Source organism: Parabacteroides sp. APC149_11_2_Y6, assembly GCF_054506995.1.
Map to the genome: position 1 here is coordinate 1,378,501 of NZ_CP173709.1, position 17,695 is coordinate 1,396,195.

The following is a 17,695-nucleotide window of genomic DNA, read 5'->3' on the forward strand; positions in this document are numbered from 1 at the left end:
GGTTAAATACTGATTCCCGCTTTTGTTTTGCGAAAAGTATTGAATTTTAAAAGGAATAAAGTTTGTTTGTGTGACTTTTTATATCGATTTTTGCTTTCAAATAGCAAATAACTTATATGGAAATAGATAAATACCAGTTGCTGCTGGATAATGCCCAGGTAGGTTGGTGGGAAGCCGATTTTGAAAATGGGTATTATATCTGTTCGGATTATTTGGTTAGCCTGATGGAGCTGAAAGACAAAAGAGTTTCTTTTCTTGATTTTCTGATGCTAATCCATGAAGACTACCGGGCCCGTATTGCGAATGAATTTTCTTTTTTTAAAGGGATTGGTATTTATGAGCAGATATTTCCAATGAAAACATGCTATGGTTTCAAATTTGTCCGTACTAAAATCTGTGAACGTAAAATTGATGAGTCCGGTAAAATAATTGTATTGGGTATCCTGCAATTAATACCCAATAAGGAGTTTAACGAAGAGTCGAATGCAAGTAATGAGCTGGATAGCATACTCCGGCATTTGGGAAGTGTCTCCCGGGCTTTGCATTCATTTATTCAGACAAACGATCTTCCGGGTTCTATCCATTTGGTACTGACAGAGATATTATATTCTATCAATACGAAAGGTAGGGCTTGTATTATGGAATATAACAATGAATTGCGAACCCTAAGTTGTACTTACGAGGTATGCAGTGAGGGAGTTAAAACTGTTCGTGATTCTTTGCAGAATATCTCTGTAGCCACTTTGCCCTGGTCTACGCAAAAAATACAAAAATTATATCCGGTATTGGTTAATAATCTGGATGAATTGCCGTCGGAGGCAGCCGAAGAAAAGCGTTATCTGAAACAGAGAGGAGTGCTTTCCCTGATATTGATACCTTTGGTAATAAAGAATAAGGCTTGGGGATATATCGGTATCGATATAGTAGACAAGTACCGTATATGGAATCTTGAGGACTACCAATGGTTATCGTCGATAGCTAATATTATTAGCATTATTACGAAAATGGCGAGAATAAACGAAGCATTGGATCATAGTGAGAAACTTTTGCGTAATATATATACCAATATACCGGTAGGTATTGAATTATATGATCAGAATGGCTATCTGGTCGATATGAATAATAAGGATCTTGAAATATTCGGTGTGGAATCGAAGAAAGCAGCATTGGGTATCAATGTTTTCGATAATCCGGTTATACCTCACGAGGTAATAGAAAAGGTCAGAAACCGTAAGTCTGTGACTTTCCGTTTAAATTATTCTTTTAAGCTTATCACGGAGAATAACTACTATCCGACAAAGAAAGAGGGAACCATCGATTTGCTTACTAAAGTCAGCATGTTGTATGACAGTCATGGTGAATTGATTAATTACCTTTTTATAAATCTGGATGACACTGATAAAACAATTGCATATAACCGGATTGAGGAGTTTGAGTATTTCTTTACATTAGTCAGCCAATATGCGAAAGTAGGCTATGCTAAATTCGATTTGCTTACCTGTGAAGGCTATGCTATCAGTCAATGGTATCGGAACCTGGGAGAGAAAGAGGGAACACCCCTTCCTCAGATAATAGGTTTGTATAATGCGGTACATCCGGAAGATCGGGAAGTAATGATTCAATTCTTTGAAGACGTTAAGCAAGGGAAAGTGAATAGTATTCGTAAAGAGCTGCGTATTAAAAATGAAGATGGCTGGAAATGGATACGTGTAAATGTAATGCGTAATATGCAGGCGAATGATCCTTCCAAACTGGAAATGATTTGTGTGAATTATGATATTACGGAATTAAAGGAGACGGAGCAGCAGAGAAAGAAAGCAGAAGAGCTGGACCAGCTTAAGTCTGCCTTTTTAGCGAATATGAGCCATGAAATCCGGACCCCGTTGAATGCGATTGTTGGTTTTTCAACATTGCTGGCAGAAACGAATGATGAGGAGGATAAAGTGCAGTTTGCTGATATAATCCAGAAAAATAATGAATTGCTCCTACAATTAATATCAGATGTCCTGGATTTGGCGAAAATAGAGTCCAATACTTTTGAAATGAAACCGACCGACATCGATTTGCAGGAATTATATAAGGAGTTGGTAGTTTCCTTACGGATAAAAATTACGGAAGATGTTGATTTGATTTCTTCTCCCGGGCTTCAACCTTGCATTTTCTATTGTGATCGTACCCGTTTGACACAGATACTGGCTAATTTTGTTAATAATGCGATTAAGCATACGGAAAAAGGTTTTATTCTATTAGATTATCATGTCTATCCCCATGAAATAGAATTTTCAGTAACTGATAGTGGAGAGGGGATGAACCCGGAAATGACAAAGTGTGTTTTTGATCGTTTTTACAAAGGGAATACTTTTAAGCAGGGAACAGGGCTTGGTTTGTCTATTTGTAAAAGTTTAGTAGAGCAGTTAGGCGGAAAAATCGGAGTAAAGTCAGAGTTGGGAAAAGGTTCCTGCTTCTGGTTTACTTTACCCCGTTAATTCCTTATTCTTTTTCACCATAGGCAAGGTCGCCTGCATCGCCTAATCCGGGAACGATATAAGAATGCTCGTCCAGGCCTTCATCGATAGCAGCAACCCATATTGTCGTAATATCGTCCGGCATTTTTCTTTCAAGATATTCGATAGCTTGTTTACTGGCGATGATAGAAGCTACATGTATATGGGCAGGATGTCCTTTGGTCCTTAAAGCCTCATAAGCCAATTCCATGGAACTGCCGGTAGCCAGCATCGGGTCGGTTATGATTAAAGTCTTGTCGCTTATCCGTGGCGAAGCAATGTATTCGATATGAATATCAAAGTTCAGACGGTCTTTATATTTACGGTAGGCAGAAACAAATGCATTTTCCGCGTTGTCCAGATAGCTGAGGAAGCCCTGATGATAGGGAAGCCCTGCACGCAGGATTGTACTGATAACAACATTTTCATCCGGGGTACTCATTGGTGCGAAGCCTAAAGGCGACTGGATTTCTTTGGTGCTGTAACTAAAATCTTTACTGATTTCGTAGGCCATAATTTCACCGATGCGTTCGATATTACGGCGGAAACGTAAACTGTCTTTCTGGATATTAACGTCGCGTAGTTCGGCGACAAACCTGTTTAATATGGAATTGTTTTCTCCAAGGTTAATTATTTTCATGTGAATTGTATTAATTTGGCGCGAATTTAATACAATTAGATTGGGAAGAATAATTTTTTTTCTGAAAAATAGATAACCCTGAATACCCGGTTTAAAATGGGTATTCAGGGTTTCTGTTATGTAACCTTAATTTATTACTTTTTTTCTCCCTGGTTGTTAATTGCATTAAGCAAATACTTTCCTGGTTTGAATTTCACTGTGGTTCTTGCCGGAATCATTACCGGAGTACCTGTTTTCGGGTTACGTGCTAAACGGCTGGTTTGTGGGCGTGGGGTTAACGTTCCGAAGCCGATCAATACGATCTCTTCGTTTTTGGACATGGCTTCGGTTACGATGTCAATGTACGCATCCAGCATCTTCTTACTTTTTTGCTTCTGCATTCCAGCCTTTTCTGCTAAGGCTTCAATCAGTTCTGCTTTGTTCATGAGTGTTTTGATTTTAAAAAAAATTTGTATACATAAAATTGGTCTAAATGTCTTTCTTCCTTCACCAAGGAAGAATTTGACTTCCATACTTATTAAACAAAGGTTTCCGCGAATTGTTACGAGTAGGTAAATAAAAAACGTTAAAAATGAGCGATTTATGGAACCTCCTGTATTTCTTAATTTATAGCGATAAGAGACGATATTAGAATATTTATAGTTATTTTTGTCCTCCCAAATAATAATAAAACAAGTATGAAGATAGAAGAAAATTACTCGTTGGAGGGGCATAATACATTTCATCTACCAGTCAAGACCCGTTGGTTTATGGAGTATGCAAGTGAAGAAGAGTTGTCGCGGATTTTGCATGATGAGTACTTTCAAGAGTGCCGTTCTCTGCATATAGGCGAAGGTAGTAATTTACTTTTTATTAATGATTTTAATGGAATTATTTTACATTCACGGATAAAAGGCATTTCGGTAGAAGAAGAGACTGAACATTCTGTTTTGCTTCGTGTCGGGGCAGGGGAGAATTGGGATGATGTAGTTGCTTATGCCGTGGAGCATGGATGGGGAGGTATAGAAAACTTGTCCCTGATTCCGGGAGAAGCCGGTGCAGCAGCAATTCAGAATATCGGTGCATACGGCGTGGAAATTAAAGATGTTATCGAAACGGTGGAGACTTATAACCAGCTTTCATTTGAAAAACGTATCTTTTCCAACCGGGAATGTGAATATGGCTATCGGCGGAGTTATTTTAAAGATGAAAAGAACGATCCTTATATTGTAACCTATATAACCATTCGTTTGAACAAGCAACCACAGTTTTCTGTTCAATATGGAAATCTGGAAGATGAATTGTCCAAGTATCCCGAAATAACGTTGCAGGCTGTCCGTGATGCGGTTATTGCGATACGGCGCCGTAAGCTTCCGGATCCGGCAGAGCTGGGAAATGCCGGCAGTTTCTTTATGAATCCGGTTATTCCGGTCGCCCAGTTTGAGAAGTTGAAAGTCCAATACCCGGACATTCCTTCCTATCCGGCAGGTGATGGCAAAATAAAAGTTCCGGCAGGCTGGATGATCGAGCAATGCGGGTTTAAAGGCAAATCGCATGGAGCTGTAGGTGTTTATGAAAAACAGGCATTGGTTTTAGTTAATCTGGGAGATGCCAGAGGATACGAAATAGCACTTGTCGCAGAAAGTATCCGTACGGCTGTACAAGATAAATTCGGCATAGAGATTATGCCGGAGGTTAAATATGTTGAATAATGGAAATTACGTTTTTAGGAACAGGAACTTCAACCGGAGTTCCTGAAATTGGTTGTACCTGTGAGGTTTGTACCAGTTCCGACCCCCGTGATTGGCGTTTACGAACTTCAGTTTTAGTAGAAACGGAGGGAAAAAGAATCTTATTGGACTGTGGTCCGGATTTCCGTTGGCAGATGATAAAAAATAAGACCAGCCAGTTGGATGCTGTCCTTATTTCACATGAACATTACGACCATGTCGGTGGTTTGGATGACTTACGTCCTTTCTGCCGTGTAAAAGGGGTGGATATTTATGCGGAGGATTATGTGGCAGAGGCCATAGAAACCCGTATTCCGTATGCCTTTCGTGTAAATAAGTATCCGGGCGTACCCAATTTGGAATTACACCGGATATCAGAGGAACCGTTTGTCGCTGCAGGTATTCCGGTTATACCGATCCGTGTAATGCATGGCAAACTTCCGATTTTGGGATACCGTATCGGGAATATGGCTTATGTAACGGATGTCAAATACCTGCCGGAAGAGGAATATGATAAGCTGAAAGGATTGGATGTTTTGATTATTACGGCACTTCGTAAAACAATCCATCCTACACATGAGACTTTGGATGAGGCTTTAGCAAATATAGAACGTCTGCATCCGAGAGATGCTTACCTGATTCATATGGGGCATAGCATGGGTCTTCATGCGGAGGTTGAAAAAGAATTGCCGCCTCATGTGCATTTGGCTTATGACGGTTTAAAGGTTACGATATAATGCGGTTTACCGGTTGCAACCGGTATAATAAACGTTTTCGCCCTCTATATTAATCTGGTTTTGAATGTGGAATTGTGGAAATATCTGTTCTATACGCAAGGTCAATGTATCGGCAAGCGCCTGGTAAAGTGAATCTGATGTTTGAAAATAAGGAACGCTACCGAAGCAACAGATATTCCCTTCACTCATGAAAATATCAGCTCCTAACCAATAGTCGTTTATTCTCCATTCCGTTGAGTTGCCGGTTTTCACATACAAGTCCAGGCTGTCTGAATTAATCATCAGGTTAAGCGGTGCATTCGGGTCGAATGTTTTTCGTAACTGCTTTTGTCGGGCGGAAAGTGTATGTGGGGAACTTGCCAGTATATCGGCAGCCTCTTCCAGCAACTTTTTGCTATAGCTTGCCACATAGATATTATGGTATTGGAAACAACCGAAAAATTGGTTTCCTGTATCCGGATAATAACTGAATGTAATGTCTCCCTTTGTTTGTATTTGTGGGGCAAAGGAGTTGAAAAACTTTTCCGGAATCTTATTGCCTACCGGTGTATTCGTTTTAGAATAATATACAATCCCTTGCGGGTGGAAAGAAAGGAGGGTAGTCGATTGCTCTTTATTCTCAGAAAGAAGGGATAGGTATATATCCGGTATTTTGCCGGTAAAAGCATCATATACGGGTTTGGATGCAAGCATATGCTTGGTAAAAGAAACCGGACGGTTTATTGCCAGTATGGCATAGGGGTTGGGAGCAGTCAATGCATATAAGTCCGTTTGTATGGTCTTTTTCTTGTTTTCTATATTTCCGAAAAAGAACCAGATAACCGATAATACGATGATGACCGCTATCGGAAAAAAGATTATTTCCCACCGGATTCTCATGCTTTTGTGTTCATGAAATACTTGCACCATTGCTTTAATCCGCATGTTTCACATTTAGGTTTGCGGGCAATACAAGTGTAACGCCCATGCAGAATAAGCCAATGATGAGCTATTGGGATTTTTTCTTCCGGAATATGTTTTACAAGTTCTTTTTCTGTTTCCAGCGGTGTTTTGCTGTTGTTCGTTAATCCGATACGGTTGGCTACACGGAACACATGGGTATCCACAGCCATAGCCGGCTTATTATACACAACGGAAGCGATTACATTCGCAGTCTTGCGTCCTACTCCGGGAAGTTTTTGCAATTCGTCGATGTCCGAAGGAACCACACCTTTGAAATCATTTACCAGCATTTTTGCCATGCCTACCAAATGTTTGGATTTGTTGTTCGGGTAAGAGACACTGCGTACGTATTCGAAGATAACTTCCGGGGTGGAAGCTGCCATTACCTCTGCTGTAGGAAAATCCCGAAACAAAGCCGGGGTAATCATGTTAACCCGTTTGTCTGTACATTGTGCGGACAGGATTACAGCTATCAGTAACTGGTAAGGATTATCGTAATGCAATTCGGTTTCGGCAACCGGTACATTCTTTTCAAACCAATCCAATACACCTTTATATCGTTCTTCCTTGCGCATATCTTTATTTAATTAGATTCATAACATTTTTACCAAGAAATAATCCGAGGAAAACTGCAACAAGACCCAATAGGTTGCTTGCCAGGATATTCAGGAAGGCAAGTTTGTACTCGCCTGTTTTCATCAATGTCATTGTATCTAATGCAAACGAAGAGAATGTGGTAAATCCACCGAACAGTCCGGTAAAGAGAAAGATTCTGGCGTTGGCGGACAGACTTGTGTATTCGGCGATGCTCCAACAGAAACCAATAAGAAAAGACCCTATGACATTAACAGAAAGTATCCCGAACGGAAAGGAGTAAAGTAGCGAACGCTGTACCCATGTCGAAACACCGAAACGGAGTACGGTGCCGATTGCTCCTCCTGCCAAAAGTAATAAAACCTTTATCATATCATCTTATCCTTTGTGTGTTTTCCCCGGGTTGGTTAATGACCCGGGGAAGATGGTAATTGATTTAGGTTTCCAATTTAATTGGCTGATTCAAACTCACGCAGGAAACGGACATCGTTTTCCGAGAACATACGTAAGTCCTTTACTTGGTATTTTAAGTTTGTAATTCGTTCGATACCCATACCCAAAGCGTAACCTGAATATACTTTGCTGTCGATACCGCAATTTTCAAGTACGTTAGGGTCTACCATACCGCATCCGAGGATTTCCACCCAGCCGGTACCTTTACAGAAAGGACATCCTTTTCCGCCACATATGTTGCAGGAAATATCCATTTCGGCAGAAGGTTCGGTAAACGGGAAATAAGAAGGACGCAGGCGGATTTTCGTATCTGCGCTGAACATTTCTTTCGCGAAGAATAACAAAGCTTGTTTTAAGTCGGCGAATGAAACGTCTTTATCAACATATAATGCTTCCACCTGATGGAAGAAACAATGTGCACGGTAAGAAATGGCTTCGTTGCGGTATACACGTCCCGGGCAGATAATACGGATGGGCGGTTCCTGATTTTCCATTGTACGGGTCTGTACGGAAGATGTATGTGTACGAAGTAACACGTCCGGATTATGCTGGATGAAGAATGTATCCTGCATGTCGCGTGCCGGATGGTCTTCTGCAAAATTCAATGAAGAGAATACATGCCAGTCGTCTTCGATTTCCGGCCCTTCGGCAATACTGAAGCCCAAGCGTCCGAAAATGTCACAAATTTCTTTTCTTACGATTGAAAGCGGATGGCGGGTTCCTAATTCAATAGGATAAGCCGTACGGGTAAGGTCGATATCGTCGTTTGCCGTTTGCTCGTTACTGAAACGTTCTTTCAGTTCATTGATTTTATTTTGAGTTGCCTCTTTTAATTGATTGAGGTGCTGACCCACTTCACGTTTTTGTTCTGCCGCAACGTTACGGAAATCATTCATCAGTAAGGAAATCTGACCTTTTTTACTGAGGTATTTAATACGTAAAGCTTCCAGTTCTTCAGCATTTGCAGCTTGCAGGTTTTCTACTTCCCGAAGCAGTGCATTAATCTTATCGATCATTTCTAACCATATTTTATTTTCAATGTGCAAAGTTACTCCTTTCTTTGGATACTGCAACCGATTACAGGAGGTTTTTTAGATAAAATATAAGTTATATCCCGCTTTTTATCATAATTTGTAAGGGAGGAAAGACATAGTGAAGGAGCTTTGGATTGTGTATATATCATCTGTTTTCAAAACATACATGCTTTGCATTCAAAACATATATGTTTTAAAAACAAAACACCTATGTTTTGAAAACAGGCCATTTAGGATGAAATTTATTAGTTGGATTTCTTCCCCTGATTAGCTACAGCTTCCATCAATTTCTTGATTTCTTCCGGGTCGCCAAGGAAGTAGTCGTTTGTCAGGTTTTGGTTTTCATCGAACTCGAATACATAAGGTACGGCTGTTGGCAGGTTCAGATGCACGATTTCATCATCCGGAATATTCTTCAGGTATTTAATGATACCGCGCAAACTGTTGCCATGGGCGGCAACCAATATCTCGTCTGCCGTTTCGAGTGAAGGGAATATCACCTCTTTCCAATAAGGCAAAATCCGGTTTACCGTATCTTTGAGCGATTCCGTACGGGGTAATTCTTTGTCCGGTACATCCTTGTAGCGGAGTTCGAAGCGGGGATTGCGCGGGTCATCTTCTTTTAGGGGAAGAGGGGCGATGTCGTAACTGCGGCGCCAGATAAGTACTTGCTCGTCTCCGTACTTTTCGGCGGTTTCGCTCTTGTTTAACCCTTGTAGCGAGCCGTAATGTTTCTCGTTCAGCCGCCAGCTTTTCTCTACGGGTATCCAATCCTGGTCCATACGGTCCAGCACACAGTTTAAAGTCTTTACTGCACGTTTCAGATAAGAAGTATAGGCTTTATCAAACTTAAATCCTTTTTCTTTCAGCAAATTGCCGGCTTTGGTCGCTTCTTCAACACCCTTGGGGGTGAGGTCTACATCAGTCCATCCGGTAAAACGGTTCTCTTTGTTCCAGGTGCTTTCGCCATGGCGAAGCAATACGATTCTTTTCATTTTTTCTTATTTAGTTATGACTGTTCCATCTGATTATATAACAAGCCGTGGAGAGGAAAAGATTCGTATTACAGAAGTTTTCCATAAAAATATATATCTTTACCGCCGGTTTAAAAACATTAGCTATATGGCTTTGAAGCGTTTTGGAGTTTCTTTGGAAGATAATTTACTGGAATCGCTGGACCAGTATGTGAATGAGAATGGTTTTGCCAACCGTTCCCAGGCGATCCGTTTCCTGATAGAAAAGAACGTTGCAGAGAAGAAATGGCAATGCAACCATATCGTAGCCGGTACCATCATCATTATGTACGACCAGGTACGTAAAGAGATCGCCTCCCGGATAACAGCCATCCAGCAGGGGTATCAGGATGTGATACTTTCATCTTCCCAATATTATGTGAATCGTAATTTTTGCCTGCATATTGTAACGGTTATGGGGACTGCAAGCCGCTTGACCGAACTTGCCGACAAGTTGACAACAATTAAGGGAATAAAACATGGCAAGTTGGTAATGAGCCGTGCCGATTGACTATTTTTTTACATCTGCGGTAACACCTTTTTAATTAATCGTGTTACTTCTGAACTGAATGTATTGATAAAACTATTTGAATATTATATGAAAAAAGAAATGTTATTTGTGGCGGGACTTTTATCGGGTGTTTCTGCTTTTGCATCAGACCCTGCCGCTATAGACAGTTTGATTAATCTGAAAGGTGTAGTTGTTTCTGCAAATAGGATTAATGTGAACCGGAATAGTGTTCCGCTGACTATTTCCGTCATTGACAGGGATGAAATAGAGGCAAGCAGTGAGTCGGCCTTGCTTCCGGTGTTATCGGAGCGTGTACCCGGATTGTTTGTCACGCAAAAGGGTATTACCGGATTCGGTGTCTCGGCAGGTTCGGCAGGAACTGTAAATATCCGTGGAGTAGGGAGCGGTAATAAAGTATTAATGTTGTTTGACGGCCAGCCACAATGGGCAGGTGTGTTCGGGCATTCATTGCCGGATACGTATGTGGCTTCGGATGTGGACAGGGTGGAAGTCATACGCGGGCCGGGGTCTTTACTATATGGTTCCAATGCAATGGGAGGAGTGGTCAATATCATTACCCGTAGGCATAAGCAAGAGGGAAGACGTACGCAGGCCCGTGTCATGTACGGCTCTTTCAATACTCAAAAATATATGGTTAATAATGGGTATAATATCGGTAAGTTCAGTAGCTTTATCTCTATAAACCATGACCGTACGGACGGACATCGCCCTAATTCGGATTTCCATATTACGAATGGTTTTGCCAATTTGGGATATACTATAAACGACCGTTATAAAGTGACCGGAGATGTGAGCCTCGCAAAATCGAAGTTCCAGAACCCGGGTAAAATAACAGCGCCGATATTGGATAATAAGATGGATATTCTTCGAGGAACCACATCTTTCGCACTGGAAAATAAATATGATAAGATGAGTGGCGCTCTGCGTTTGTTTTATAACTGGGGAAACCATGAAATTAATGACGGATATGATCCGGGAGAAAAGCCGCTGACCTATTTATTCCGTTCGGACGACCATAATGTAGGTGTCCTGCTTTATGAATCTTTCCGTCTGTTCAAAGGAAATACTTTTACGGTAGGTATCGATTATAAGAACTGGGGTGGACATGCATGGAATAATAATGATGACGGCAGCAAAAGTGAACTGGTTGATAAAACGGTAAATGAAACGGCCGGATATGTGATTATGCAGCAGGATTTGTTTGATATGTTGAGCCTGAATGCCGGTGTGCGCTATGAACATAACAGTACGTTCGGTGGCGAATGGGTTCCGCAAGGGGGTGTTACTGTGCGTCCCTTTGAAGGGAATACAATCCGTGCATCCGTATCCAAAGGATTCCGTAGTCCGAATATCCGTGAAATGTATATGTTTGGAGCTGCCAATCCGGATTTGAAACCGGAGAGTATGATTAATTACGAAGTTGCCGTCGGCCAACATTTTCTGGATGGAAACTTGTTTGCCGAGGTTACAGCATTCTATATCGATGGTAAGAATATGATTAGCTCGGTAAGTATCAACGGAGATAACCGTCCTCCGTTTAAGAATCGTAATGTGGGAACTTTCACTAATAAAGGAATTGAGTTTGAAGCACGTTACCAGATTTGCAAGAACTTGAATGCAGATATGAATTATAGTTACTTACACATGAACAAACCTATCCCGGGAGCTCCTGAACATAAGTTTTATGCTGGGGCAACTTATATGCCGGGACGTTTTACTTTCAATGTAAGCGTACAGTCCATATTTGGATTATATACGGATGATGCCTGTACGAAGCAGGAAGATTTTACTACCTTGAATGCAAAAGCCGCTTATCGTTTCGGTAGTCGTGATAAAGGTTTGAACCTGTTTGTGAAAGGTGAAAATCTGACGGCTACACGTTATTCAATTAATGATGGCTTTCCTATGCCTAAGGCAATTGTAATGGGGGGTATTGATGTTACATTTTAATTAATACGGTTTCTGTTTCTACCGGTTTTAATCACATGGGCATATAATGGCGGCTATCAAGTATAGGGGCGCTGTTATATGCCCATATCGTTTTATTTATAAGTCGTGTAACCGGATTTATTTTTCAAAAGTAATTGTCCAAACCCTCAAACTGTAGTTTTTTGTTATCCATACCGGAATTTTATTGCTCTCCCGTAAATTAAAATTTCCGATTTCAGAAATCTTTGCTATTCTTAACCCGCTCCCGGAAATCCAAACCGCTTAATTATTGGTTCTAATAAAGACTAATGGAGTGAAAACAGTCTTAATAATATATTTAAAGTATGATACGAAAGCTTTTAATCCGGGATCTGACTCTGCGTGATGGTCAGCAATCAGCATTTGCTACCAGAATGACTCAGGAACAGATAGACAGAGTGCTTCCTTTTTATAAGGAAGCTGGTTTTTATGCAATGGAAGTGTGGGGTGGAGCGGTACCTGATTCTATCATGCGTTATTTAGGTGAAAATCCTTGGGAGCGGCTGGAAAAAATTAAGTCGGCGATAGGAGACAGTTCCAAGCTCACTGCACTTTCAAGAGGTCGTAATTTATTTGGATACAATCCTTATCCGGATCATATAATCAAAGGTTTTTGCCGTAACTCGATGGAGGCGGGATTAGATATTATGCGGATATTTGATGCATTAAATGATGTGGATAATATTAAATCCACCGTGCGTTATGTAAAGAGGTTCGGGGGGCTTGCCGATTGTGCAATCTGTTATACGATAGATCCTCATTTTTCTGCTACCGAAAGAATAAAAGCGGCCTTGCACGGGCATCCGTTGCCTAAGCCTGTTTTTACGAATGAGTATTTCCTGGATAAAGCCCGTCAACTGGAGGAGTTGGGTGCTGATATGGTGACAATAAAAGATATTAGCGGATTGATGCCACCGGCAAGATGTGCCGAATTGATTCGTCTTTTCAAAAGGAACCTGAAGGTTCCGGTAGATTTCCATACACATTGTACGCCTGGGTATGGTTTGGCTTCCGTGCTGGCGGCTATAGTGAACGGTGTCGATATTGTGGATACGAATATCTGGTATTTTGCCGGTGGCCCAGCTGCTCCGGCGGTGGAATTGGTTTATATCTTTTGTAAGAAGTTGGGGATTGAGTTGGATATTAATATGGAAGCCGTAGCTAAAATCAATGGCGAGTTGCATAAGATAAGGAAAGAATTATCAGCCTTTGATACGGCACATCAGTTTCCAAAAGCTTTTAATCCTTTGACCGACAGGATGCCTACCGAAATCGATCGCTTTTTTAATGATGCGATTGATGCTGCCCGGAAAGACAAAGAGAGTGATATGCTTCTTTTCTGCCGTGCAATTGAAGAGTATTTTAATTTTCCGGAACCGAATGAATTAGTGAAGGATGCACAAATCCCTGCAGGAATGTATGCCGGTATAGTAGCCCAATTGAAGCAGATGGGGCAGATCGATTTGTTAGAAAAAGCGATGTCGCTGATACCACAAGTGCGTATGGACGCTGGCTTGCCTCCATTGGTAACGCCAACCAGCCAAATAATCGGAACGCAGGCAATCACCAGTGCATTGAATATAGAGCAGAATAAACCGATGTACGACAATCCGTCGTATCAGTTTATCGCATTGGTTAAGGGGGAATATGGAAAAACTCCGATACCGATCGACCCGGAGTTCCGTTTGAAAATAACAGGTTCCCGTGACGAAGTCCCTTATGACCCGTCGGAATATGAGATGCAGAAAAATCCGGTGCTGGAAGAAACCGGCATATTACTTGCTGAAAATGAAAAAGAAGTTCTGCTGTTGGAGTTATTCCCGATGATGGCTGAACGCTTTTTGGTTAAACGGAAGAAGAGACGGGAAGAAATTCGGTGAATGTATATTTTTGACAATCAGCCATTCTGAAAAGAATCGTATAAAAATGAAAAAGAAATATGTATGAATGCTTGCATATTTCAAATAAACCATCTACTTTTGCACCCGTCTTCGAGACAAGGAAAGATGGCAGAGTGGTCGATTGCGGCGGTCTTGAAAACCGTTGAACTGAGAGGTTCCCGGGGTTCGAATCCCTGTCTTTCCGCAGAGAAGCCATTGGAAATGAAATTTTCCAGTGGCTTTTTTAAAGAGAGAAACAACCGAAAAGGAGAGATGCTCGAGTGGTTGAAGAGGCACGCCTGGAAAGCGTGTAAACCCCTAAAGGGTTTCGCGGGTTCGAATCCCGCTCTCTCCGCAAAGTGTACTAAAAGGTGTTTATGATATGTGTAGACTAGAACAGGTACCAAACTGTTTTAGTCTTTATTATTTTGTATTATAGAGAAGTTCATTGCAGAATTTGGTAATTTGGTGCAACTTATTGTTAGATTTTACTGCGGCAAGCGGCCCAATGGAAGATTACCTGCTTATTTTTAAAATCTTTATGGGTATGAAAATAAGCATGGATGGAACTCAAACTGTTTCCTATTGTATAAACCCTGCTTATATCATTCAGATTATCATCAGCAGAATTAGTCGTGTAGGGGAAGATAACAATATCTTCGTTGTTGTTATTTTGATACACTTTCAATATTTGCCTGGAGCTATTGAGGTCAATCTCCGGAAGTTCTTTATCAAACCCGGCGATTTTGTAATCGCTGGTATTACCCATATCTACGCTTTCAAATTTTGTGGCATAAATATAATGCTCTTTGTTAGTACCGGTTTGGCTTACGGTATCCTGTCCCAAAGCTATGTTGGGAATAATATCCATATTTAAAAATTTTCCTTCTCCAACATAGAAATTTACAGCGCTCAAATTTTCCGTGGTTGCTCTATTAGTCATATAACCATGCCCTGTAATGAAAACATTTACAATTTGGGAAATGATGTTCTTTTTCTCTGTCAGACTCTCCGTACTCCGGCTGACATAGATATGCATCATATTTCCATCATTGTATTCATCCCATTCTATTTCAAGGCTATTTTTAGTCAGGCTTAATATATTCATATCCCATGCATCCGAATTGTCGACATATACGGCATGTATAACTTTCTCTGCCGGATTATAGGTATATGTACAATAATCTATTTTGTTATCCTTATCATCCAGTGCTTTAAGGGTATAGAAGTGGGTATTGTCTATAATCACGTATTTGAATTCATCAAAATCTTTGATCTCCTGCCCTTTGTAAAGGACTTTGTCCACATGCCATATTCCTGTTAAAGTTAAGCTCTCATTTTGGTCTTCATTAGATTTGTGACATGCTGCAAGGCTTACACAGAATAGAATCAGCAATAAAGTTTTACCTAAAAGATTAAAATTTTTCATTGTCTCTAAAGTTTAAGAATAAATTGGTTTTTAAGAAAACACAGGGTTTATTTGTTAAAATATAATCAGTATATAAAAACTTCAGACAAATGTAATCATATTTTTTAGAAATAAAAGTGTTAATATGTTTCTGTAAATCAGCTGTGTAAATATGATGATTGTGAGGGCTTTAATTTTCAGAAGGTCAAGAGTAGAAATGTTGTTTCCAAAATCAATATTATTTTGTTTGTTTTTCCGGATTATAACTATGGTTTTCCAAAATCATAGTTATGAATCGGTGAAAACATAACTATGATTATTTGGAACCGGTATCTTATGTCGTACTATATTAAGTTTAGAACGGAAAGAGCAGGGGCAAAACCAAAATCATGACAATTCCCATAATAATTTGCAGAGGCAATCCCACCTTTACGTAATCCATAAAAGTATATTGTCCGGCTGGCATTACCAATGCGTTGGGTGGAGTTGAGAAAGGAGAGGCAAAACACATGCTGGCTCCCAAGGTTACGGCAAAAAGGAATGGATAAGGGCTTACCCCTATCTGCTGGGCGCTTTGCAGGGCAATGGGAGCGAGCAGTACGGCTGTTGCCGTATTGCTGATAAACATTGTCATTAGAGAGGTTGTGAAGTAAATGCCTGCCATCAGTGCCAAAGGACCATAAACTCCTAACCCGCTAACCAATGTATTTGAGATGTATTCCGAAGCTCCTGTTTTCTCCAAGGCTAAAGACATGGGAAGCATGGCGGCTATCAATACGATACTTTCCCAGTTTATCGTTTTGTAGGCAGCCTCTACGTTTCGGAAGCATCCGGTTAATATCATTAAAATTCCTGCTATCATAACGGCCGTAACCGGAGCAATAGGGATGAAGTCGAATACCATCATGGCTATCATCAACAACATAATTGCAGCAGCTATAGGGGCTTTATAATCTAAAGTAACCTTTGCTGCTTCATCCAGTGGCTGTCCTAAAACAACCCAGTCGGAGTCATCTTTGCTAAGGCGGGCTATATTGCTCCAGGTTCCTTGTACCAGCAAAACATCTCCATTATGTATGCTTTGGGAGCCCAGGTCTTGTAATAGGTATTCTTGTTTACGACGGATGCCCAGGATATTTACATTAAATTTATCACGGAAACCGGCTTCCTTAATCGTCTTGTTTATGAGGCTGGAGGAAGGCATCAGGACGATTTCTGCAATACCTATATCGTAAAATTCCAAAGAATTGCCAGTGCTGTTTGCTTCTTCCGTTGTATGCTCGTCCAGGATGTTTAACCGGAAGTCTTCTGAGAATTGTTCTATCTGGTTGAACTTGCCGGAAATATACAAAATATCGTTTGTTTGCAATATCGTATCCGGTGCTGCAAGTTTCTGGGTAATGGTTTTCAGAAAACGATGCTGGGAAGCATTTCCTCGTCTCACTTCTAAAATATTTAAACCATATTTACGTCGTATATCTAAATCACTAATGGTTTTCCCTTGCAGATGGGATGTCGGTATTACTTGCAGGCGGAACAGGTTATTGGAAATACCATATTCTTTAACCAGTTGTTTTAAAGATTTTCCGGAAAGGGAGTTTTCTGAATTATTTTCTCCCTTTTTAGACAGGAACCATTTGCTGAGAGGTATTAATATCAATGTTCCGACAGTTACACAAATAAGACCGACCGGAAGAAAAGAGAAGAAAGATAAGGGTTGGAAACCTGCGGAGGTCAATGTGTTTTGTATCACAAGGTTAGGAGGGGTACCGATAAGTGTCATCATACCTCCCATGCTGCTGGCAAAAGCAAGTGGCATCAACAGCCGGCTTGGATTCATTCCGGCACTGACTGCCAGGCTGACTACAATGGGAAGCATAAGAGCCACTGTTCCTGTATTACTGACAAAAGCCCCGATTGCTGAAGTAACTAACATAATCAGTAGAAAAAGCCTGAGTTCGCTTTTGCCGGCAAGCTTCAGGATACGGCTGCTAATCATCTTTGCCAATCCGGTCTGGAAAATAGCTCCTCCTACTACAAACAGGCCTACCATCATAATTACAACAGAGTTGGAGAATCCGGATAAGGCTTCCTCTGGTGTCAGTATATGAAATACCAGTAAGGCAATTAAAGCACAAAGTGCCACAATATCAGAACGGAACTTGCCATTTACGAAAAATATGGCAGAAAGAACAAGAATAATAATTGTTGTCAGCATAGTATTTTAGCTACTAATTCGAGTTGTGTGATATTAAAGATTTGTAGATGGAAACATATCCCT

At 40.7% G+C, this 17,695-nt stretch carries 15 protein-coding genes and 2 tRNA genes; 8 read left to right on the plus strand and 9 right to left on the minus strand.

Going from position 1 to position 17,695, the window contains the following annotated elements; genetic code table 11:
* Positions 1 to 116 precede the first annotated feature (116 nt).
* Positions 117 to 2,486 (plus strand): sensor histidine kinase, encoded by a 2,370-nt coding sequence (locus ACGE0T_RS05545; protein ID WP_459189543.1) that lies wholly within the window; start codon positions 117 to 119, stop codon positions 2,484 to 2,486.
* 4 nt (positions 2,487 to 2,490) lie between these two features.
* On the opposite strand, the gene upp is transcribed toward ACGE0T_RS05545, so the two are convergent.
* On the minus strand, positions 2,491 to 3,144 hold the full coding sequence (upp, locus tag ACGE0T_RS05550) for a uracil phosphoribosyltransferase (protein WP_459189544.1): 654 nt from the start codon (positions 3,142 to 3,144) through the stop codon (positions 2,491 to 2,493).
* A 134-nt stretch (positions 3,145 to 3,278) separates the two neighbouring features.
* The gene (locus ACGE0T_RS05555; RefSeq protein WP_459189545.1) at positions 3,279 to 3,569 is read right to left on the minus strand and encodes an HU family DNA-binding protein; all 291 of its coding nucleotides are present in this window, start codon (positions 3,567 to 3,569) and stop codon (positions 3,279 to 3,281) included.
* A gap of 252 nt (positions 3,570 to 3,821) precedes the next feature.
* Between ACGE0T_RS05555 and murB the strand changes: the two genes are divergently transcribed.
* Together murB and ACGE0T_RS05565 are read left to right on the plus strand one after the other, a co-directional pair.
* Positions 3,822 to 4,835 carry a UDP-N-acetylmuramate dehydrogenase gene (murB, locus tag ACGE0T_RS05560; RefSeq protein ID WP_459189546.1) on the plus strand — a complete coding sequence of 338 codons (1,014 nt, stop codon included), beginning with the start codon at positions 3,822 to 3,824 and terminating at the stop codon, positions 4,833 to 4,835.
* Entirely contained in the window at positions 4,835 to 5,590 is a 756-nt protein-coding gene (locus ACGE0T_RS05565; RefSeq protein ID WP_459189547.1) for an MBL fold metallo-hydrolase, read from the plus strand. Before murB ends, ACGE0T_RS05565 begins: the two co-directional genes overlap by 1 nt.
* A 6-nt stretch (positions 5,591 to 5,596) precedes the next feature.
* Here ACGE0T_RS05565 and ACGE0T_RS05570 read toward each other — a convergent pair whose 3' ends face one another.
* The 5 genes from ACGE0T_RS05570 to gpmA all read right to left on the minus strand — a co-directional run bounded on the left by ACGE0T_RS05570 (position 5,597) and on the right by gpmA (position 9,608).
* Positions 5,597 to 6,469 (minus strand): hypothetical protein, encoded by an 873-nt coding sequence (locus tag ACGE0T_RS05570; RefSeq protein WP_459189548.1) that lies wholly within the window; start codon positions 6,467 to 6,469, stop codon positions 5,597 to 5,599.
* On the minus strand, positions 6,466 to 7,107 hold the full coding sequence (gene nth, locus ACGE0T_RS05575) for an endonuclease III (protein WP_459189549.1): 642 nt from the start codon (positions 7,105 to 7,107) through the stop codon (positions 6,466 to 6,468). The genes ACGE0T_RS05570 and nth overlap by 4 nt, the downstream gene beginning before the upstream one ends.
* Before the next feature lie 4 nt (positions 7,108 to 7,111).
* Complete coding sequence (crcB, locus tag ACGE0T_RS05580; RefSeq protein ID WP_459189550.1) at positions 7,112 to 7,498, minus strand: fluoride efflux transporter CrcB; 387 nt, start codon at positions 7,496 to 7,498, stop codon at positions 7,112 to 7,114.
* Between the two features lie 77 nt (positions 7,499 to 7,575).
* Positions 7,576 to 8,595 carry a phenylalanine--tRNA ligase subunit alpha gene (pheS, locus tag ACGE0T_RS05585; protein ID WP_459189551.1) on the minus strand — a complete coding sequence of 340 codons (1,020 nt, stop codon included), beginning with the start codon at positions 8,593 to 8,595 and terminating at the stop codon, positions 7,576 to 7,578.
* A gap of 263 nt (positions 8,596 to 8,858) precedes the next feature.
* Positions 8,859 to 9,608, minus strand: coding sequence for a 2,3-diphosphoglycerate-dependent phosphoglycerate mutase (gpmA, locus tag ACGE0T_RS05590; protein ID WP_459189552.1), 750 nt, complete (start codon positions 9,606 to 9,608; stop codon positions 8,859 to 8,861).
* 127 nt (positions 9,609 to 9,735) lie between these two features.
* On the opposite strand from gpmA, the gene nikR reads away from it, so the two are divergent.
* From nikR to ACGE0T_RS05615, 5 genes are all read left to right on the plus strand, one after another.
* Positions 9,736 to 10,137: a nickel-responsive transcriptional regulator NikR gene (gene nikR / locus ACGE0T_RS05595; protein ID WP_459189553.1), complete on the plus strand. Its 402-nt coding sequence runs from the start codon at positions 9,736 to 9,738 to the stop codon at positions 10,135 to 10,137.
* Between the two features lie 87 nt (positions 10,138 to 10,224).
* Positions 10,225 to 12,108 carry a TonB-dependent receptor plug domain-containing protein gene (locus ACGE0T_RS05600; protein ID WP_459189554.1) on the plus strand — a complete coding sequence of 628 codons (1,884 nt, stop codon included), beginning with the start codon at positions 10,225 to 10,227 and terminating at the stop codon, positions 12,106 to 12,108.
* Between the two features lie 323 nt (positions 12,109 to 12,431).
* On the plus strand, positions 12,432 to 14,006 hold the full coding sequence (locus ACGE0T_RS05605; protein WP_459189555.1) for a carboxylase: 1,575 nt from the start codon (positions 12,432 to 12,434) through the stop codon (positions 14,004 to 14,006).
* 120 nt (positions 14,007 to 14,126) lie between these two features.
* Positions 14,127 to 14,211, plus strand: a tRNA-Ser gene (locus ACGE0T_RS05610).
* Between the two features lie 62 nt (positions 14,212 to 14,273).
* Positions 14,274 to 14,361 (plus strand) — tRNA-Ser (locus tag ACGE0T_RS05615).
* Positions 14,362 to 14,487: 126 nt separating this feature from the next.
* Here ACGE0T_RS05615 and ACGE0T_RS05620 read toward each other — a convergent pair.
* Complete coding sequence (locus tag ACGE0T_RS05620; RefSeq protein WP_459189556.1) at positions 14,488 to 15,435, minus strand: hypothetical protein; 948 nt, start codon at positions 15,433 to 15,435, stop codon at positions 14,488 to 14,490.
* A 334-nt stretch (positions 15,436 to 15,769) separates the two neighbouring features.
* Positions 15,770 to 17,632, minus strand: coding sequence for an SLC13 family permease (locus ACGE0T_RS05625; RefSeq protein ID WP_459189557.1), 1,863 nt, complete (start codon positions 17,630 to 17,632; stop codon positions 15,770 to 15,772).
* Positions 17,633 to 17,695: the final 63 nt, after the last annotated feature.